At 71.1% G+C, this 19429-nt stretch carries 14 protein-coding genes and 1 pseudogene; 11 read left to right on the top strand and 4 right to left on the bottom strand.

Annotated elements, in window-relative coordinates; all coding sequences use genetic code 11:
* Window positions 1-26 precede the first annotated feature (26 nt).
* Window positions 27-1700 (top strand): B12-binding domain-containing radical SAM protein, encoded by a 1674-nt coding sequence (locus tag OG247_RS37805; protein ID WP_327256475.1) that lies wholly within the window; start codon window positions 27-29, stop codon window positions 1698-1700.
* Window positions 1701-1782: 82 nt separating this feature from the next.
* The gene (locus tag OG247_RS37800) at window positions 1783-2469 is read left to right on the top strand and encodes a 2OG-Fe(II) oxygenase family protein (protein ID WP_327256474.1); all 687 of its coding nucleotides are present in this window, start codon (window positions 1783-1785) and stop codon (window positions 2467-2469) included.
* Window positions 2470-2532: 63 nt separating this feature from the next.
* On the opposite strand, the gene OG247_RS37795 is transcribed toward OG247_RS37800, so the two are convergent.
* Window positions 2533-3009: a helix-turn-helix domain-containing protein gene (locus OG247_RS37795; protein WP_327256473.1), complete on the bottom strand. Its 477-nt coding sequence runs from the start codon at window positions 3007-3009 to the stop codon at window positions 2533-2535.
* A gap of 206 nt (window positions 3010-3215) precedes the next feature.
* On the opposite strand from OG247_RS37795, the gene OG247_RS37790 reads away from it, so the two are divergent.
* Entirely contained in the window at window positions 3216-5630 is a 2415-nt protein-coding gene (locus OG247_RS37790) for a LuxR C-terminal-related transcriptional regulator (protein ID WP_327256472.1), read from the top strand.
* On the opposite strand, the gene OG247_RS37785 is transcribed toward OG247_RS37790, so the two are convergent.
* Together OG247_RS37785 and OG247_RS37780 are read right to left on the bottom strand one after the other, a co-directional pair.
* A complete protein-coding gene (locus tag OG247_RS37785; protein ID WP_327256471.1) occupies window positions 5627-6868 on the bottom strand; it encodes an MAB_1171c family putative transporter in 1242 nt (413 codons plus the stop codon). The genes OG247_RS37790 and OG247_RS37785 overlap by 4 nt on opposite strands.
* Window positions 6861-7391 (bottom strand): ParH-like protein, encoded by a 531-nt coding sequence (locus OG247_RS37780; protein WP_327256470.1) that lies wholly within the window; start codon window positions 7389-7391, stop codon window positions 6861-6863. The genes OG247_RS37785 and OG247_RS37780 overlap by 8 nt, the downstream gene beginning before the upstream one ends.
* Window positions 7392-7955: 564 nt before the next feature.
* Here OG247_RS37780 and OG247_RS37775 point away from each other — a divergent pair.
* The 7 genes from OG247_RS37775 to OG247_RS37745 all read left to right on the top strand — a co-directional run bounded on the left by OG247_RS37775 (window position 7956) and on the right by OG247_RS37745 (window position 17170).
* Window positions 7956-8762, top strand: coding sequence for a CoA transferase subunit A (locus OG247_RS37775; RefSeq protein ID WP_327256469.1), 807 nt, complete (start codon window positions 7956-7958; stop codon window positions 8760-8762).
* 1 nt (window position 8763) lies between these two features.
* Entirely contained in the window at window positions 8764-9417 is a 654-nt protein-coding gene (locus OG247_RS37770) for a CoA transferase subunit B (RefSeq protein ID WP_327256468.1), read from the top strand.
* A gap of 213 nt (window positions 9418-9630) precedes the next feature.
* A complete protein-coding gene (locus OG247_RS37765; protein ID WP_327256467.1) occupies window positions 9631-11154 on the top strand; it encodes an extracellular catalytic domain type 1 short-chain-length polyhydroxyalkanoate depolymerase in 1524 nt (507 codons plus the stop codon).
* A gap of 172 nt (window positions 11155-11326) precedes the next feature.
* Window positions 11327-12781 carry a 3-hydroxybutyrate oligomer hydrolase family protein gene (locus OG247_RS37760; RefSeq protein WP_442813513.1) on the top strand — a complete coding sequence of 485 codons (1455 nt, stop codon included), beginning with the start codon at window positions 11327-11329 and terminating at the stop codon, window positions 12779-12781.
* Window positions 12782-12877: 96 nt separating this feature from the next.
* A complete protein-coding gene (locus OG247_RS37755) occupies window positions 12878-13663 on the top strand; it encodes a 3-hydroxybutyrate dehydrogenase (protein ID WP_327256466.1) in 786 nt (261 codons plus the stop codon).
* Between the two features lie 64 nt (window positions 13664-13727).
* Window positions 13728-15104, top strand: a complete 1377-nt coding sequence (locus OG247_RS37750) for an MFS transporter (RefSeq protein WP_327256465.1) — start codon at window positions 13728-13730, stop codon at window positions 15102-15104.
* A 122-nt stretch (window positions 15105-15226) separates the two neighbouring features.
* Window positions 15227-17170 (top strand): helix-turn-helix domain-containing protein, encoded by a 1944-nt coding sequence (locus OG247_RS37745; RefSeq protein WP_327256464.1) that lies wholly within the window; start codon window positions 15227-15229, stop codon window positions 17168-17170.
* A 152-nt stretch (window positions 17171-17322) separates the two neighbouring features.
* On the opposite strand, the pseudogene OG247_RS44980 reads toward OG247_RS37745, so the two are convergent.
* Window positions 17323-17505 (bottom strand): annotated as a pseudogene (locus OG247_RS44980) (hypothetical protein); the annotation flags it as partial.
* An 85-nt stretch (window positions 17506-17590) separates the two neighbouring features.
* Between OG247_RS44980 and OG247_RS37740 the strand changes: the two are divergent.
* On the top strand, window positions 17591-19264 hold the full coding sequence (locus OG247_RS37740) for a BCCT family transporter (RefSeq protein ID WP_327256463.1): 1674 nt from the start codon (window positions 17591-17593) through the stop codon (window positions 19262-19264).
* The last annotated feature ends 165 nt before the right edge of the window (window positions 19265-19429 follow it).

Raw genomic sequence — 19429 nt, 5'->3', positions numbered from 1 at the left:
GGGGAACTCCGAGAAAGCAGCCGCCCGTGCGCGTCCTCCTGCTCTACGCAAACCCCCACCAGGTCCTGCCGGTCGGCCCGTACGGACTGGAGATCCTGCGGGCCGCGATCACCGAAAGCGGACTGCCGGTCGAGGTGTCCGTGTGCAACCCGTTCCTCGAATCGCTCGACCACACCGGCCTGTTGACCGAGGTCCTCGACCGGGCCCGGCCCGACCTCGTCGCACTGTCTATCCGCAACATCGACAACGCCGTGGTCGCCTGCGACACGGCGGCCGGCGCGGACGGGCGCTGGATCGACGTGGTGGACTATCTGGCGCCCATCTCCGAGCTGACCGCCACGCTGCGCGCCTGGGACCCCGGCCTGCCGGTGGTGGCGGGCGGCGCGGCCTTCACCTCCTGCCCGGTGGAGGTGATGGACCGGCTCGGACTGGACTTCGGCCTCACCGGTCCCGGTGAGACCGCGTTCACCGCCCTGCTGGCGCGCGTGGTCGCCGACGGCGGTACACGGGGCGTGCGGCAGGTGGTCGCCGAGACGCTGTCCACGCTCCCCGGCGGGCTGGTGCGCGCCGCCGACGGAGCCCTGGGGCCCGGCCTGCGGCCGCGGCCCGACGTGGTGTCCCGGCCCACCACCGCGCTGCCGCGGATCGCACCGGAGTACGTGCTCTTCGCCAAGGCCCGGGGCATCCCCACCGCGCTGCGCAGCCACGCGGGCTGCCCGCTGCGCTGCTCGTACTGCGTCGATCCGCTGAACGTCGGCAGGGTGGACGCACGCCCCGCCCACGCCGTCGCCGCCGAGGCGGAACACTACGTCGAGCAGTACGGATTGACCCACTTCCATCTGGCCGCCCCCGAGGTCAACCTCCCCTACGAGGGGGCGCTGACCGAGGTGTGCGAGGCCCTGGCCGGAAGCCGCCACGGCGAAGTGATCAGCTGGCACGGCTACTTCAACGTGAGGCCGTTCTCCGAGCGGCTGATGGACGCCTTGATCCGGTCCCGCTGCGTGCGTCCGAGTTTCTCGGTGGACGCCTTCGACGACCGGATGCTGCGCGGGCACCACAAGAACTACCGGATGTCCGACGTCGAGGACACCTTCGGTCTGTTGCTGCGGCGTCGGCCGGAGTGGATGGACGTTCAGATCGGGGTGCTGTTGGGCCAGCCCGGCGAGACGGCCGCCACCCTGGACAACGCGATCCGCCACATCCGCCGACTGGCCGACCGGGGCGTGTCGGTGGGCTATTCCTGCGGGCTCCGGGTCTACCCGCACACCCCGCTGGCCCGCACCCCTCTCGACCCACGGCACCTGTACCGGGCGAACGGGCCGCTCTCCCCGACCGGTGGCGCCGGTCCCCGTACCGTCTCCGCGGCCGACTTGCTGACACCGCTGGTGTACTGCGAGCCGATGCCGCCCCGGGAGCTGGCGGCCCACCTATCCGACCGGCTGTCCGACTGCCCCGGAGTGACCTTCATCGACGAGGGGCCGGTGAAGGAGGCCCGGCAGCCTGACTGGCTGCGCCCCCTCAACGTGGCCACCGTGCACCTCGCGCACGGCCGTTCGGGGCCCGCGGCCGAGATGCTGCGGCTGGTGCTGGGCTCGGCCGACGCGCGGGCGGCGGGCATGACGCAGCGACTGCTCCGGGAGGCGGCCGCACGGCCACCCGTCCCGGTGGGCACCGGGGGACTCCAGACCGCCGGAGCCTGACCGCGCCCGCCCCGCCCGCCCCCTCCCCACCCCTTCCCTCCCCTCCCGTACCGCCCCTTCCCCGTCCACGGAGGACACACCCATGGAACTGACCTGGAGCACGGATGACTTCGCCGTCTTCGACGACTTCCTCGCCCCAGAGGTCGCAGCCGCGCTGTGGGAGCAACTGCGCACCGAGGACTACCACTTCGTCCACGGACGCCGGGACGGGGCGTGGAACAAGGTCTACGGGCTGCTGGACGGCAGTCCCCTCAGCGGGCCCGGCACGTTGAACGACCCGGAAGGCCACTTCACGGGACTCTTCGCCGACCACGCTCCGCACCCGTCCGGCGGGGCGACCGACGCCGTGGTGAAGCAACTGGCCGAGGAGGCACCCCGCATCGAGCCGTGGACCGGGCGGTTCGGAACGGACTGGCACGCCTTCACCTGCCGCCCCTTCCTCTACCCGCAGGGCTCCGGACTGGCCTGGCACGACGACTCCGGCGACCGGGCCGCCTCGTTCGTGCTCTACGTGCACCCCGAGTGGCAGGCCTCCTGGGGCGCCGAACTGCTCGTCTCCAGCGGAACACCCGGGTCGCGGTCCGCCGACCAGAACGCCCACCTCACCTCGCGGGTCGGTCACTACCTCGCCCCGCACCCCAACCGGCTGGTCGTCCTGCGGTCGGGCGTACCGCACATGATCAAGAAGGTGGAGCCGCACGCCGGGGACCGGGTACGGGGCTCCGTGGCGGGCTTCTTCCTGCGCCGACCCGCCGATCGGCCGCAGTGACCGGGGCCGCCCCGGCACCCGCCCACCGCATGAACGGGCCTTCCGCCACAGTGCGGTTGGCCCTCAGGCCCGGTCGTCGCCGGGTTCCCCCGCGGACGGGGCCTCCCCCGCGCCCCGGGCCCGCCGGCGGGCCGCCTCACGGACGGCGATCACGTCGATGAGGTCGCTGACGGTGCCGAGCGCCTCGGAGGAGAGCCCCACCGCACGCAGTGCCACACTGCGCACCCCGGCGTCCCGCAGGGCGCCGAGGAGTTCGATCTCCGCGGCGATCTTCGCACCGTGCTCGTCGTCGAAGAAGTAGGCGACCGGGACCTCGAAGTGGTCGGCCAGGGCCTCCAGATGGCGCTTGGTCGGGTTGTTCCTGCGCCCGGTGCGCAACTGCCACAGGTACGTGGTCGAGAAGGACACCCCGGTGGCCTCCCGGCACGCGGTGGCGACCTCCTCATTGCTGAACGGCAGGCCGTCGGGCCTGCGGGCGAGCCGGAAAAGTCCGTCGATCTTCCGACTCAGTGACGAAGGCGTGGGCTCCGTTTCGGCCACTGCCTGCCCCCTTCTGCCGCGGCCTCCAGTACGCCTACCCGCACAGGCGAATGCAACTACGTTGATTTTCACTGTAGTTGACACCCCCGAAGTCGGCAGCCATGCTGAAGTGGTATACGGATATGAAAACTGCGAAATGGTTGTTCATCTCAGATGAAACCGCCTGGCTGTCCCCGTCCGCCTGGGTCCACCTCCCGGAGCCGTCCTTGACGATCCCCGCGCCCTCATCTGTGAAGAACGCCCGCCCGGCCGCCGCATGCCCACCCGCCGCGTTCCCCGCCGACATGGTCGGACGCGACGCCGAGATCGCCGCGCTGGCGGCGCTGCTGGCGGATCCGTCGACCCCCGGAGTGCTGCTGACCGGTGTCCCGGGCGCGGGCAAGACGCGGCTCGCGGCCGAGGCGGCGGCCGCGTACCGCACGTCGACCGGCGCCACCACCGTGCGCGTGGAGACCGCGGCCGAGCCATCCACGGCCGAGCCCTCCGCAGACGGCACGGACAGCACGCTCGACCTTCTCGCCGGCCTCATCGCCGGCCGGGACCCGGGAGGGCCCCGGCCGCTCCTGCTCGTCGACGACCTCGACCGCTCGGACCACCACCGGCTGCTGCGGGCCTGCGCGGTCGGGTCCGTCGTGGTTCTCGGCACGGCCCGCCAGCCCCCCGCGGCCCACGGCCTCGTCCCCTTCCCGGTGGACCCGCTGCCCGTGCCGCTCGACTGCTCGGCGCTCGATCTCGGCGCACTGGCGCGCGTTCCCTCCGTGCAGGTGTACCTCGCCTGCCTGCGCACGATCAACCCCGCGTTCTCCCTCCAACTGCACAATCAGCAGGTCATCGCCCGGACCTGCGTCGAAGTGGGCGGCAACCCCGGCGCGCTCTGCCGCACCGCGCGGGTCGCCGCACTGGAGAGCCCCGAGGTGGCGTGGGCCTCGCTCGGCGACCGGACCGTCCCGTCCCCGTTCCACGCCGAGGACCGCGACCCCGCCGCGGCGCCGGGTGGCGATCCGCGCGGCGCCCCTCCCCGGGCCGCCGACGGGACGCCGATCCGCCTGCTGGCCCACTGCCAGGTGTTCAGCGGCGGCTTCGGCCCCGAGGCGCTGCGCCAGATCACGGGCGTCGCGCCGGAGGAGTTCTCCTCGGCGCTGGAGACCCTGCTGCGCGGCCATCTGCTCACCGCCTCCACCCTGCCGTCCGGCCGCCTGGACGGCACGGCCCGGTTCCGGCTGCGGCTGCCCCCGGACGGACCCGCGCGCCGGCTCCCGCCGCCCGAGGACTCCGCGGCCCGGCTGGCGCACGCCCGCTACTACGCGGCCCTGGCCCGCGCCGCCGCCGACCGGATCATCTCGGGGCAGCAGCGCTCGGGCCTGATCGCCTTCTGGAGCGAGGAACGCAACCTCCGCACGGCACTGGAGACGCTGCTCCGGCACGGCCTGACCGGCGAGGCGCTCGACCTCGTCGACGGCATCCGCGTCCACTGGCGGGCAACGGGCGGCTGGAGCACCTGGGCCGAAGGGCGCCCCCGCCCCGACCCGTCGTGGACCGCGATCGGCCACCGCGACCGGATCCGCGTCGACCTGCTGCTCGGCGAGGCGGGCATCCTGGCGGGCCAGCCCGAGGCCGCCACGGACCTGTTGGACCGGATCACGGCGGACGCCGCCCAAGCCGCAGGGCTGTCCGCGCGGGTGACGCGGCTGCGGGCCCTGTGCGTCCTGGACGCCGACCCGTACCGCGGCGCCGCCCTGCTCCTCGAGGCGGCCGACCGGCACCGGTCCGACGGCGACCGCCACGAGGCCCGCTACGTGTCGCTGGAGGCCGCACTCGCGGGTTTCCGTCTCGGCGACACGGCGGCCGCGGCGGCCACCGCGCTGGAGGTGCTGGCCGCGGCCCAGCAGGGGCGCGACACGCTCGCCGCCGGTACCGCCCTGCTCCACCTGGCCGTCTTCGCGGCCGCGGAGGGACGCGCGCAGGCCACGGCGCACTACTGCGAGCGGGCCCTGTCGGCCCTGCGCGCCCTGGGGCCGCCGGCCGTCCTGGGCGCCATCGCCACCACGCTGGGCAGTCCCGCCCTGCCCGACGTCGTCGAACGCGCCATCGGCACCGCCCGCGGCTTGGGCGCCTTCCACACCTGGCGCGGCGCCTTCTCGGAGGAGGCGGGCACGCCCGACTTCGCCATGGCCCGGCTGGAGGAGCCGGTGCGCGAGCTGCTGGGCGAGGCCGCCTTCTCCCGTGCCCTGGTCGAGGGTTCCAAAGTGTCGCTCCCGGACCTTCTGGCCTCCCTGGTCCCGGCCCCCGCCCCTCCCGCCACCGCGCCCACGGGCCCCTTACCCCCGGACACCCGAACCCGGATCGAGCCACTGACGCCGCGCCAGACCGAGGTTTCGCGCCTGGTGGCGGCCGGTCTGAGCAACCGGCAGATCGCCCACCGGCTGGCGATCTCGGAGTGGACCGTGGTCAACCACATCCGGGACACGATGAAGAAGCTGGGCTGTTCCTCCCGAGTGGAGATAGCGAGCTGGATGCACCACTCCGGCCTGCGCCCGTCACCGCAACCACCCCTGTTCCTCCGCACGGCCTTTCCTCCGTCCGCCCCCGCCCTGTCCGGACCGACGCTCATCCCGTCCTAGTACTCCGTCGGTGATCGTGGAGCGGTGCGGTCGACTGCCGAGCGCCCCACCCGGTGGCGCATGTGCTCCACGAGCCCGGTCACGGTGAACGCCTCGGCCACCTGGACCAGCCACGCCGCCTCCTCCTCCACCGAACAATCGACCGGGTAGGCGAGCGCGACACCGTGGTCCCCGGAGGCGCCGGGGTCGATCCCGGCGAGCTCCAGTGCGGCGGCGATGACCGCGGCCTCGGCCATCGCCGCGCGGCCCGCGGGGGGCACGGGGAACCGGGCCAGCGCCGCCTCCGACAGTGCGCGGGCGTCGGGGGGAACGAAAGCACGCAGTTCCAGGTAGCCGTCCCGGATTTCGATCACCCGGCGATAGAGGGCGAACTCGGACCTGCGCAGGGAGAACAGACGCGCCGGTGGCCACCCCAGGTCCAGGGCCGTCCCGGGCGAGACGGCCCGTAACGCCGACCACAGCGGCTCCAGGGCACGGTAGGTCCGGTAGGTCCGTACCCACCGCCGGACCTCGGTGGTGACGGAGATCCAGGCCCCGGCGGTGCCCCCCAGGACGCCCAGCACCAGACAGCACAGACCGAGCGTACGGCCCACCGGGTCGAGCCCGGCGCTCTGCCGGTTGTCCACGGCCACGGTGACGATCGACGACACCCCCCACAGGGCCCAGACGAGGCCCACCGTGACGCTGGCCGTGATCAGTCGCAGGCCCGTGCGCAGCGCGCCCGGACCCAGCCCACGGGCGAACCGGTGCACCGGGACCAGGAACACGGCCAGGCACCACAGGCTGTAGCCGGTGAAGACCGTGTCGCTGGAGGCGAGGAGCACCGCTCCGGTCCCCTCCACGAGAAGCGAGCCGTGCCGGGTGCGTACGCCGGAGCAGAGGAACATCACCGCGCACAGCACGACGGCCGAGAGGGTGACGCCGATGTGCAGCCGTACGGTCGGCAGTCGGGGCCGGGGCAGGCCGATTTCGATGACGGTCAGCGGGAGGAAGGCGAGGCCGGCCATCTCCATCTCGCGGCCCAGGAGGTGGGTCAACTGCGGGAGCCACGGCCACAGCCGCTCCAGGTACATCGTCGGTGCGGCCAGCAGGGCCATCGCCGCGGCCATGCAGAATCCGAAGCGGCACAGGTAGCGCACGGCGAAGGGCGAGTCGCTTCCGCCCCGCAGCAGACGCAGTTCGTAGCAGCCCAGCCACAGCGCGGCGACGGCCGGGAGGTACGCGAGCAGGTCAGACACGTGGCCGCTCGGGGCGGCGGGAGGGGGACCCGACGAGGGTTCCGGCCCGTCCGTGGTCCCGTCCCGGCACGGGACCTTCCCTCAGTACGCGGTGCAGGATGAGAGAGGCGAGCAGTTCTGCTTCCTGCTCGGCGGGCTCGGCGTACACGGTGCGGCCCAGGACCCGGCGCACCAGGTCGGGAGAGAGCCCGGGCAGCAGCGCGCGTAAGCCCGGCGTCTCGGGGGTGGGTAACCGATCGTGCCCGCAGAGCAGGTGGGCCGCCTCGTGTACGAGGATGTGCTGCCGGTGCAGTGCGCTGGTCCCCGGGGTGCACAGGATGTAGTCGGCGTGGTCGGTCGTCACCAGCAGACCGCACGGGATCGCCGCGTCCACCGCGACCGGCAGGACCTCGATCGGGCGGCCGCGCCGTTCGGCCAGGAGTGCCAGGAAGGTCTCGGCGTCGAAGGGGTCCGGCAGTTCCAGCCCTTCAGAGAGGGCGCGAACCCTCCGCCACAGGCGTCTGCGCGACCGACCGGTGAGCATCAGGGACCCCTCCCGCCGGAACGGCGCCGCCGCTCCGCGCTGCTGTCGTCGAGCGACCCGACGTCCCTCCCCCGGGCCGCTCAGACATCTGCTCTGAAGGATCTGCCCGAAGCATATTTTTTGATTGTGTGCCCGTCCAGTCGTGCGCCGACGGAGCGCCCGTGCGGGGTACTCGTCCGCGGCGTCGTCCTCGCCGGAACCTGTGCGGACGCTAGTCATGGGGACATGAACGACGAGAATGCACCCCGATGCCCCACCGCCGCCGCCGGGTGTCCGGCCGCCGCCCCTGGACTGGGAGTACCTCCTGGTCACGGCCCGACGGGCCGACCAGGTCATCTCCTTACGCCGCCGGCGGCCGGGCAACGGGGCAATCCGCCATGGGAGTCGACGGGCCCGCACGTGACGCTCAGTGCGGGCACGCCGGGACTTTCCCCCATGGCGCCGTGCCTGGTTGTGGGTGCTGTCACCATCGTGCGGCACACGACGCGTTCCTAGGCTCAGGCGGGTGATGAGCCTCGACTGCCGACCGAGCAGGTGAGGCGTACACCGGCGAAGGGATTGCGGATGGGTGTGCGGACGGGTGTGCGGACGGGTTTGGACAAGGTGGTCGCAGACTCCTTGGAAGCGGTGGCCGATGTGGGCCGGGGAGCGTCCGTCGCGGTCGGCGGCTTCGGACTGTGCGGGATCCCCGGAGTGCTCATCGAGGCGTTGCGAGAACGTGGTGTGGGCGGCCTGCGGGTGGTGTCGAACAACTGCGGTGTCGATGACTGGGGGCTCGGGCTGCTGTTGCGCGAAGGCCTGATTGCCCGCATGACGAGCTCGTACGTCGGTGAGAACAAGGAGTTCGCCCGCCAGTACCTCAGCGGTGAACTGGAGGTGGAACTGGTGCCGCAGGGGACCCTGGCCGAACGGCTGCGGGCCGGCGGGGCGGGCATACCCGGTTTCTACACCCCTGCCGGCGTGGGCACGCAGATCGCCGATGGCGGTCTGCCGTGGCGCTACCGCCAGGACGGGACCGTCGCCGTGGCGTCGCCGCCGAAGGAGACGAAGACCTTCAAGGACCGCGAGTACCTGCTCGAAGAGGGCATCACCACCGACTTCGCCCTGGTCCGGGCAGCCGTCGGTGACCGACACGGCAATCTCGTCTTCCACGCTTCCGCCCGCAACTTCAACCCGCTCGTGGCCATGGCCGGCCGTATCACCGTGGCCGAGGTGGAGGAGCTGGTCGAGCCGGGCGAGATCTCCCCGGACCAGGTCCATCTGCCCGGCATCTTCGTCCAGCGGGTGGTCGGCGTCGCGGCGGACGATCCTGCGGCGGCCAAGCGCATCGAGCGGCGCACGACGCGTCCGCGCCACGAGGAGAGTGCGTGATATGGCCCTGACACGCGAGCAGATGGCGGCCAGAGCCGCCCGGGAACTGACGGACGGCTCGTACGTCAACCTGGGCATCGGGCTGCCCACGCTGATACCCAACCACCTGCCCGACGGCATCGAGGTGGTCCTCCACTCGGAGAACGGCATCCTCGGTGTCGGCCCCTACCCGTACGAGGAGGACGTCCACCCTGATCTGATCAACGCGGGAAAGGAGACGGTGAGCGCCGCTGTGGGCGCCTCCTGCTTCGATTCCGCGCTCTCCTTCGGGATGATCCGCGGCGGCCACATCGATGTCGCCGTGCTGGGGGCCATGCAGGTCTCCGCCTTCGGGGACCTGGCGAACTGGATGATCCCGGGGAAGGTGGTCAAAGGCATGGGGGGAGCCATGGATCTGGTCCACGGGGCCCGGAGGGTGATCGTGCTCATGGAGCACACGGCCCGGGACGGCTCGCACAAGCTGGTCGAGGAGTGCACGCTGCCGCTGACCGGTTGGGGTGTGGTGAACAGGGTCATCACCGACTTGGCGGTGATGGACGTCTCCCCTGCGGGTCTCCTGCTGCGCGAGGTCGCCTCCGGTGTGAGCGTGGACGATGTACGCGCTGCCACCGGAGCGGAACTGGCCATCGCGGGTGACCTCGTGGTCGGCCGGTGACCTGGATCCGCACGGGATAGCAGGGCGACGCCGATCGGACAACGGGGTGCAGTCCACACGGTTTTCAGCCGGTTGTGGGGTGCGGAACCGTTCTGACCCGGCCGTCCCGAACCTTACGGTTACCGGCACCTCAGTATTCGGCCATCTGGACGAGACGGCCGGACTGGGTCGCGTGATCGAGTCGATCGCGTGCCACCCGGACAGGGAGCCGCCATGCCCTCGCGTGAAACACGTCCCACACCGCTGTCGTCCGCTGGTCCGCGCCGCCCTTGGGAGCGGAAGGGACGATGGCGCCGTGCCCTCGGGCGGATGACCGCGGTGGTGGCCCTGGTGGTGGGGGCGGCGCTGCTCCAGCCCGTCCCCGCACCGGCCGCCGAGGCGGCGGTCTCGCTGCAGAAGATCAGCGGCTTCGGCGCGAACCCGGGCGCTCTGAACATGTACGTCTACCGGCCTGCCGGTCTACCCGCCGCCCCGGCCGTGGTCGTCGCTCTGCACGGCTGCACGCAGAGCGCCCAGATCTACGCCGACAACTCCGGCCTGACGAAATTCGCCGACCAGTACGGTTTCCTGCTGGTCTTCGCGGAAACGACCTCCGCGAACAACGGCAACCAGTGCTTCAACTTCTTCGAGCCGGGCGACAACCGGCGCGGTCAGGGCGAAGCAGCCTCCATCCGCCAGATGGTCGCCTACGCCGCCTCCACGTACCACACCGACTCCGGGCGCGTTCACGTCACGGGACTGTCGGCGGGCGGTGCGATGACGTCCGTGATGCTGTCCACCTACCCGGAGGTGTTCCGGGCGGGTGCGGTCATCGCCGGGATCCCCTACGCCTGCGCGAACTCGGTGGTCACCGCCTACTCCTGCATGAGTCCCGGAGTGGACCGCACTCCGTCGGCCTGGGCACAGAGCGTCCGTGACGCCAACCCCGGCTACAGCGGCCCGTGGCCGAGGGTGGCCATCTGGCACGGGGACAGCGACACCAAGGTCGTGCCCAAGAACGCGGATGAGCTGCGGGACCAGTGGACGGCCGTCCACGGCCTGGACCAGAGCGCGGACCGCACCTCCACGATCGGGCCCGACAACACGCGCAGGGAGCAGTACCTGGCCGGTGACGGAAGTGTCGCGGTCGAGGTGGACCGGGTGCCTTCCCTCGCCCACGGGACCCCCGTGGACCCGGGCACCGGAGCCCAGCAGTGCGGCGCCACCGGGACGGGCAACTTCATCCGCTCGATCTGCTCCAGCTACTGGATCACCGGCTTCTTCGGCCTGGACGGCTCCGTCCCGCAGCCCGGCGGGCTGCCCGCCCCGGCAGGCCTGGCCGCGGGCAACGCGACCGACACCGCGATCACCCTGAACTGGAACGGCGTGAGCGGGGCCGCCTCCTACGCCGTGTACCGGGACGGCAGCCGGATCGCCACCCCGACCGGATCCCCCTTCACGGACACGGGCCTGAGCCCGGGCAGCACCCACACCTACGCCGTGGCCGCCCTGGACGGCGCAGGCGTCGAGGGCCTGCGCTCGGCGGGCATCGGCGCCACCACCACCGGCGCGGCACCGAAGTGCTGGACCGCGAACAACTACCAGCAGGTTCAGGCCGGACGCGCCACCACCGACGGCAGCTACGCCTACGCCAAGGGCTCGAACCAGAACATGGGCCTCTACAACACCTTCGCCACCCACACCCTCAAGGAGGCCCCGGCCGGCTACTACGTGATCGCCGACGGAAACTGCCCCTGACCCCTTCGACGAGGATCCGGCCGCGGGGCGGGAGCGGAGGCTCTCCTCCCGCAGGCGTGGCGGACATCCCCACTCTTCCCGCCCGATCTGTGGGGGCCCTGCCCCTGCCCCGGGCGCCGTGATGCGCCATAGCGTCCCGCTTGCCCGCAGAGGCCACTCACCGGAGGTACCCGTGTTTCCCCTGCTCAGATCAGCATCACCGCCGCGCGGTCCGCGTTCACGCGTCGTCAGCCTGCGACGGGCGGTCGCGGCGGCAGCGGCGCTCGTGACCCTGGCCGCGGTCCCCGCAGCCGCCGACGACCGGGAAAAGAGCGGCGAAGGCATCACCGGCCACTGCGCGGCGATGTCCAGGCTGAAGGTGCCGGGTGCCGAACGCCAGCGAAACGTCTGCCTGGGCGAGCTCACCACCGCCGGGACAGTCGCCTCCGGCCACACCGACAAGGCCGACTGGGCAGGCCTGACCCCGGCCGCCCTCGCCGTGCCGAGCGGCGTCCCGGGCATCCAGATCGACGGATACTTCCCCGACACCTCGTCCACCAACACCAACCACGGCTGGAATCACGACGCCCAGTTCGTCATCCGCCTGCCTGACCGCTGGAACGGCGGGCTGGTCGTCGCGGGCTCGCCGGGAGTGCGCGAGCAGTACGCCAACGACCGGGCCATCGGAGACTGGGTGCTGGCCCGCGGTTACGCCTTCGCCGCGACCGACAAGGGCAACACCGGGGCGGGCTTCCACCGTGACGGACACGCCCCGGGCGACGCGATCGCCGAATGGAACACGCGCGTCACCCAACTCACCCGCGCCGCCCGCGCCGTCATCGTGCAACGCTACCTGCGCCCCCCGGCCCGCACACTGGCCACCGGCATGTCCAACGGCGGCTACCTCGTGCGCTGGCAACTGGAGAACCATCCGGAGCTCTACGACGGCGGCGTCGACTGGGAAGGCACCCTTTGGCGTGAGGAGGGTCCGAACCTGCTCACGTTCCTGCCTCCGGCACTCGCCGCGTACCCGATCTACGCGAAGGGCGGCGAGGGCTCCGAGCAGGCCCACCAGCAGATGACGGCCGCCGGCTTCCCGGCCGGATCCGAATTCCTGTGGCCGTTCCACCACCAGTACTACTGGGACCTCACCCAGCGCATCTACCGCGAGGAGCTCGACCCGGACTACGACGGCCCGCAGGAAGCGGGAACCCCGTTCTGTACTCCGGGGACGCCCTCGTGCGACAGCGACTACGAGTACGGCGGCCGGCCCCAGGGCGTCCGCGACGCGGTGTCGAAGATCGCCCTGACCGGCCGGATCGGCAAACCTCTGATCACGGTGCACGGAACCCTCGACGTGCTCCTTCCCATCAGCCGGGACTCCGACGTCTACGCCCGCATGGTGTCCGACGCCGGCCGAGGCCGCCTCTTTCGCTACTACCGGGTCGAAGGAGGCACCCACGTCGACTCACTGTTCGACGTGTTCCCCAACGAGCTCCGCCCGCTCCTCCCGTGCCACCGTGCGGCCTTCACGGCGCTGGAGAACTGGATCGGCCGCGGAGTACAGCCGCCGCCCGGCCACACCGTGCCCCGCCCGGCCGCCGCCACGCCGGAAGACCTGCTGACGAAGTGCCCCCTGACCAGCTGAGGACCTGGTGATGGTGGTACCCACCACATCGCCAGTCACGACTATGGCGGTCAGCCCCATGGGAGTGGCACCCCGATGTCCCGCATGATTCCCGCCATGACAAGCGGAATCACACCCCCGTCCGACGGAACCGCGGGCATCGATCTGGCGGGCCGAACCGCCATGGTGACCGGCGCGGGCAGCGGCATCGGACGGGCCTGCGCTCAGGCACTCGCCTCCGCGGGCGCACAGGTCCACGTGGTCGACCTCGACGCCGAAGCGGCCAAGTCCGTGGCCGAGGAGATCGGTGGTCACCCGCACGTCGTGGACCTGTCCCGCAGCGACCTCATCGAAGGCCTTCCGGCCGACATCGACATCCTCGTCAACAACGCCGGCCTCCAGCACGTGGCCCCCTTGACCGCGTTTCCCCCGGAGCGGTTCGAACTCCTCCAGAAGGTCATGGTCCACGCCCCGTTCCTCCTCCTGCGCCGGGTCCTGCCGCACATGTCCGCACGGAGCTGGGGCCGCATCGTCAACATATCCAGCGTGCACGGCCTGCGCGCCAGCGCCTTCAAGGCCGGATACGTCACCGCCAAACACGCCCTCGAGGGCCTGAGCAAGGTCGCTGCTCTCGAAGGCGCCCCGCACGGCATCACCAGCAACTGCGTCAACCCCGGCTACGTGCGCACCCCGTTGGTCGAGCAGCAGATCGCCGCGCAGGCCGCCGCCCACGGCATCGGCCCCGACCAGGTGATAGGCGAGGTGATGCTCAATCGCTCCGCCATCAAGCGACTGATCGAACCTCAGGAGGTCGCCGCCATCGCCGTATGGCTCTGCGGCCCGCACACCGGATACATCACCGGCGCCTCCCTTCCCGTCGACGGGGGCTGGAGCGCCGCCTGACCGGCGTTCCACCCTTCGCACTGCCCCTCGCAGACCGTCCCCAGCCGAAAAGTGGTACCCGCCCATGGCAACCCAGCAGTCCAGAGCCGGCATCGGCCGCATCATCAGCGCCAGCCTCGTCGGCACCACCATCGAGTGGTACGACTTCTTCCTCTACGGCTCCGCCGCCGCCCTCGTCTTCAACAAGCTGTTCTTCCCCAGCAGCGAACCGCTGGTCGGCACCCTCCTCGCCTTCCTCACCTACGCCATCGGATTCGCCGCCCGGCCGCTGGGCGGCATGGTCTTCGGCCACTACGGCGACAGGATCGGCCGCAAGAAGCTCCTGGTCCTCAGCCTCCTGATGATGGGCGGCGCCACCTTCGCCATGGGCCTGCTGCCCACCCACGCCAGCATCGGCGTAGGAGCGCCCGTCCTGCTCACCGTGCTCCGCCTGATCCAGGGCTTCGCCCTCGGCGGCGAATGGGGCGGCGCGGTCCTGCTCGTCTCCGAACACGGCGACGACAAGAACCGCGGCTTCTGGGCCTCCTGGCCCCAAGCCGGCGCACCCGGCGGCAACCTCCTCGCCACCGGCGTGCTCGCCCTCCTGGCCGCCGTCCAGTCCGATGAAGCCTTCCTCGCCTGGGGCTGGCGGATCCCGTTCCTGCTCTCCGGCCTGCTGGTCGTCATCGGCCTGTGGATCCGGGTGTCCGTCTCGGAGTCCCCCGTCTTCCTCGAAGCCCAGGCCAAGGCCGCCGAGCAGGCCGCCGCAGGCATCAAGGAAGAGCTCCCCGTCGCCGAAGTGTTCCGTACCAACTGGCGCGGAGTCCTCACCGCCATCGGCACCCGCCTCGGCGAGAACATCTCCTACTACATCCTCACCGCGTTCCTCCTCGTCTACGTCACCACCCACCTGGGCCTGTCCAAGAGCAACGGCCTCAACGCCGTCCTGATCGGCTCCGCGGTCCACTTCGTGACGATCCCGGCCTGGGGCGCTCTGTCCGACCGGATCGGCCGCCGTCCGGTCACCCTGATCGGCTCGCTCGGCATGATCGGCTGGGCGTTCGCCTTCTTCGCGATGCTCGACACCAAGTCCTTCCCCGCGATCGCAGGGGCCGTCACCATCGGACTCCTCTTCCACGGAGCGATGTACGGACCTCAGGCCGCCTTCATCTCCGAGATGTTCGACACCAAGGTCCGCTACTCCGGCGCCTCCATGGGCTCCCAGCTGGCCTCCATCATCGGCGGCGCCCTCGCCCCGATCATCGCCGTCGAACTGCTCAAGGACTACGATTCGTCCCTGCCGATTTCCCTGTACCTCGCCACCGCCATGCTGATCACGACCCTGACCGTCCTGGTGGCCAAGGAAACCCGCGGGCGCAGCCTGACCCACAACCACACCCCCGCCACCGGCACGGTTCCCGCCCCCCGCAAGCCCGAGCACGCGGTCAAGGCCGACAGCTGACCCCACCGTCCGCCGCGGCCCGCACACCACAGCGGGACGCGGCGGACGCCAAGTGACCCCGGCCCCACCCGCGGGGCTTCCGGCGCACTTCCACAGCCGCGCGCAGAACCACGGAGACCGTCATGCCCGACCCAGTGAAGAACCCCGGCATCGGGCAGCCCGGGGCCGCCCAAAGGCAGCTGCTGGATCTCCTGGCCGAGGGCGCACCGCTCGAACACTTCACGCAACCCGCGGAGGCGGCGAAGAAGGCGAACGCCCCCGAATCCGAACTCGCGGCGATCACGGAAGCCACCCGGGTGGCACTGCGCATCCGGGACACACTCAGCCAGCACCGCCGCCGTGAGGCCGAACTCGCCGCCCTCTTCGACACCGCCGGAGACCTCGCCGCGCTCAGAGACCTCGACGCCGTCCTGCGAGCGATCACCCGCCGGGCCAAGCTTCTCCTCGGCACCGACGTCACCTACCTCTCCCTCAACGACGAAGAAGCCGGCGACACCTACATGCGGGTCACCGACGGCTGTGTCTCCGCCGCCTTCCAACAGGTACGACTGGGCATGGGAGAGGGCCTGGGCGGCCTGGTCGCCGAATCCGCACGCCCTTACACCACCGGCGACTACCGCGACGACCCGCGCTTCAAGCACACCAACACGATCGACAGCGCCGTCACCGAAGAGGGCCTGTGCGCCATCCTCGGTGTCCCACTGCGCCTGGGCACCCGGGTGATCGGCGTCCTCTACGCCGCCGACCGCTCGGCCCGCACCTTCAGCCCCGACGAAGTCGCACTGCTGTCGTCCCTCGCCGACCACGCCGCGATCGCCATCGACAGCGCCCGCCTCATGGACGAGACCCGCACGGCACTCGTCGACCTCAACCAAGCCTCACAGACCATCGAGGCACACAGCGACGCCATGCGCCGGGCCGAGGAAGCACACGACAGACTCACCGACCTCGTGCTCCGCGGTGGTGACATCACCGACGTCGCCACCGCCATAGGCACCATTCTCAACGGCCGCACGCTCATCCACGACGCGGACGGAGGCGAACTCGCGCGCGTGGGGGCCGACGCCCAACCCCCGCCCGCACAGGCCGTAACAGCCTCCCGGACAGGCGGCCGCGCCGTACCCGTCGACGGAACCTGGGTCTGCGCCGTCCTCGCCGGACACGAACTCCTCGGCAGCATCGCCCTCACCGGCCGCCCCGACCTCGGCGAAGCAGACCGCCGTCTCTTCGAACGCGCCAGCGTCGTCACAGCCCTCCTGCTCCTCCTTCGCCGCTCCGTCGCGGAAACCGAAGACCGCATCCGCGGCGAACTCCTGGGCGATCTCCTCAGCCGGGCCGCCGACCTGGGCACCCTCACCGCCAGGGCCCGCCGCCTCAAGGTGAACCTGAACGACCCCCACACCGTATTCGTCCTCCACGCCCGCAGCGCCACCCGACAACGACTGCTGGCCGCCGCCACCCGCGGCGCACAAACACGCCAGGGGCTGGCCGGACTGCACCACGAGGAAGTCGTCCTGGTCTGCCCCTCCGGCACCCCCTCTTCCTGCGCCTCGGAAATCGCCGACGAGCTGAGCCACGCCGTCGCCTCACCCGTCACCGTCGGGGCCGCAGGGCCCGCGACCGGCCCGGAGCACTTCGCGGACGCCTACCTGGAAGCCCGCCGCTGCCTGGCCGCCCTCCGCGCACTCGGCCACGACGGGACGGGGGCAGCACTGGCCGACCTGGGGTTCGTCGGCGTGCTCCTCGGAGACCAGACGGACCTGCACGGATACGTACGCCACACCCTGGGCCCCATCCTCGAGTACGACGCAAAGCGCGGAACCAACCTCAGACACACCCTCCAGACCTACTTCGCCGCCGGCATGAACCAGACCAGGACCCGCGAGGCCCTCCACGTCCACGTCAACACCGTGGTGCAGCGCCTCGACCGCATCGGACAACTCCTCGGCCGCGACTGGCAACGCCCCGACCGGGCCCTCGAACTCCAACTGGCCCTGCGCATAGCCCAGGTCTCCTCCGTCAGGTCTACCCAGGCGGCGTCCACGGTGTCGGCGAGTGAGGTGTAGACATTGCCGATCAGGGTGGTGACCAGGTCGTCGCGCGCCGCGAAGTAGCCAGGGGCGCCGTGAGCGGCCGAGGGCCGAGACGACACGGGCCTTGTACGTCTCGGGGAAGTCCAGCATCGCGTGGGCCGCGGCGAACCCGCCGCCGGAGTGGCGTCGCCGGACTCGACCGTGGTCTCCTTCGCCGCCTGCACGTCGCGGCCCTTCGCGGCGTCCGCGGGCAGGACCTCGACGGTGGTGTCGGCGCGGTCGGCGGCGATGAACCGGATGCGTCCCGCGGGGGGAGGTGCAGCGGTCAGGGGCTCCAGCCGGCGGCACCGTGGGCGTCCTACGGACATCGCGGTCCGATATGGGCTTAAATAGGATCTATATGACGCTCCATCACGACATGCGGTTCTGTTCCTTTGGTGAAGGGATGCTTCGTTGCCGGCCGATCAACGTTCCCGCACGGACAGGGTGGTCTTCGGGGTCACCGCGGGCCTGACGCTCGCCTTCGTTCTGTGGGGCGCAGTGGCGACGGACTCGCTGGAGAGCGTGTCGAGCAGCCTGCTCGAAGGGCTCATCCACAACGGCGGCTGGGCCTTCATGCTCGCCGCCAGCGCCTTCGTCGTCTTTGCCCTCTGGTTGGCGATCAGCCGCTACGGGCGCATCCCCCTCGGCCGCGAGGACGAGCCGCCGGAGTTCCGTACGGTCTCCTGGGTCGCCATGATGTTCAGCGCCGGCATGGGCATCGGGCTCATGTTCTACGGCGTGAGCGAACCCCTGGCGCACTACGAGAACCCGCCGCCCGGCACTCACCCCGTCGACTCCGCCGAGCGGATGCAGACCTCGATGGCCACCACTCTGTTCCACTGGACGCTCCACCCGTGGGCGATCTACGCGGTCGTCGGTCTCGCCATCGCCTACAGCACGTTCCGTCGCGAACGCCGCCAGACGATCAGTGCGGTGTTCGAGCCGCTGATCGGCGCCCGGCACGCGCACGGCGGCATCGGCCGTGTCATCGACATCGTGGCGATCTTCGCCACCCTCTTCGGCTCCGCGGCCTCGCTGGGCCTCGGAGCCCTCCAGATCGGCAGCGGCTTCCGTGAGCTGGGCTGGATGGATTCGGTCAGCACCGCGCTCCTCGTCGCCGTCATCGCCGTCCTGACCGTCGCCTTCGTCGCCTCGGCGGTCTCGGGCGTGGAACGCGGCATTCAGTGGCTGTCGAACATCAACATGGTGCTCGCCCTCCTGCTCGTCGTGTTCGTGTTCATCGCCGGGCCCACCATCATCGTGCTCGACCTCCTGCCCACCTCCCTCGGCGCCTACCTCGGCGACCTCCCCCAGCTCATCGGTCGCACCGAGGCCACCGGCGCCGGCGAGGTGGCCGAATGGCTGGGGAGCTGGACGGTCTTCTACTGGGCCTGGTGGATCTCCTGGACCCCGTTCGTCGGCATGTTCATCGCCCGGATCAGCCGCGGACGCACCATCCGGCAGTTCATCGGCGGCGTCATCCTCGTCCCGAGCACGGTCAGCCTGCTGTGGTTCTCCGTCTTCGGCGGCACGGCCATGAAGCTCCGGGAGAGCGGCGCCCTCGACAAGGAGAGCACCCCCGAGGGACAGCTCTTCGGGCTGCTCCAGCAGTTCCCCATCGCCACCGCCATGAGCCTGCTGGTCATGATCCTCGTGGCCATCTTCTTCGTCTCCGGCGCCGACGCCGCCTCCATCGTGATGGGCACGCTCTCACAAAAGGGCGTCCTGGAACCGGCCCGGCTGGTGGTCGTCTTCTGGGGCGTGGTCACCGGCGCCGTCGCGGCCGTCATGCTGCTCATCGGCAACGGCAAGGGCGACGCGCTCGCCGGACTGCAGAACCTGACGATCCTCGTGGCGGCGCCGTTCACCCTGGTCATGATCGGGATGTGCGTGGCACTCGTACGGGACCTGCGCCAGGACCCGCTCATCATCCAGGGCGAGCAGGGCGAGGAAGCCGTGGCCGTCGCCGTGGCCGCCGGCCACGAGGAGTACGGCGGCGACTTCGAGATCCGCATCGGCCCGTCAGGCGAACCGGAAGCGGACACCACCCCGCCGTCCGCGGCGCCTCCGCGCCCGGATCGCTAGGCTCCGACGACCCGCGCACGGTGGACGTCGAACCGCCGCGCGCCTCCCTGGCAGCCCGCCACACCAGCCCCGCCGGCACGCGCGACGGCGGACGGCCAACTCGCGGATTCGACACACCGGGGCCAAAGCCGTGCAGGCGGCACTTGCGAGAGGTGTCAATCGTCG

Source organism: Streptomyces sp. NBC_01244, from assembly GCF_035987325.1.
Lineage (GTDB): Bacteria > Actinomycetota > Actinomycetes > Streptomycetales > Streptomycetaceae > Streptomyces.
The sequence above is the reverse complement of the archived record's forward strand: the minus strand, read 5'-3'. Positions and strand labels throughout refer to the sequence as shown.

Bases quoted from the DNA above. Each gene is read 5' to 3' on its own strand.
- OG247_RS37755 (WP_327256466.1), top strand. From the start codon at position 12,878: ATGACAAGCGGAATCACACCCCCGTCCGACGGAACCGCGGGCATCGAT.
- OG247_RS37745 (WP_327256464.1), top strand. From the start codon at position 15,227: ATGCCCGACCCAGTGAAGAACCCCGGCATCGGGCAGCCCGGGGCCGCC.
- OG247_RS37770 (WP_327256468.1), top strand. From the start codon at position 8,764: ATGGCCCTGACACGCGAGCAGATGGCGGCCAGAGCCGCCCGGGAACTG.
- OG247_RS37765 (WP_327256467.1), top strand. From the start codon at position 9,631: ATGCCCTCGCGTGAAACACGTCCCACACCGCTGTCGTCCGCTGGTCCG.
- OG247_RS37775 (WP_327256469.1), top strand. From the start codon at position 7,956: ATGGGTGTGCGGACGGGTGTGCGGACGGGTTTGGACAAGGTGGTCGCA.
- OG247_RS37780 (WP_327256470.1), bottom strand. From the start codon at position 7,391: ATGCTCACCGGTCGGTCGCGCAGACGCCTGTGGCGGAGGGTTCGCGCC.
- OG247_RS37750 (WP_327256465.1), top strand. From the start codon at position 13,728: ATGGCAACCCAGCAGTCCAGAGCCGGCATCGGCCGCATCATCAGCGCC.
- OG247_RS37800 (WP_327256474.1), top strand. From the start codon at position 1,783: ATGGAACTGACCTGGAGCACGGATGACTTCGCCGTCTTCGACGACTTC.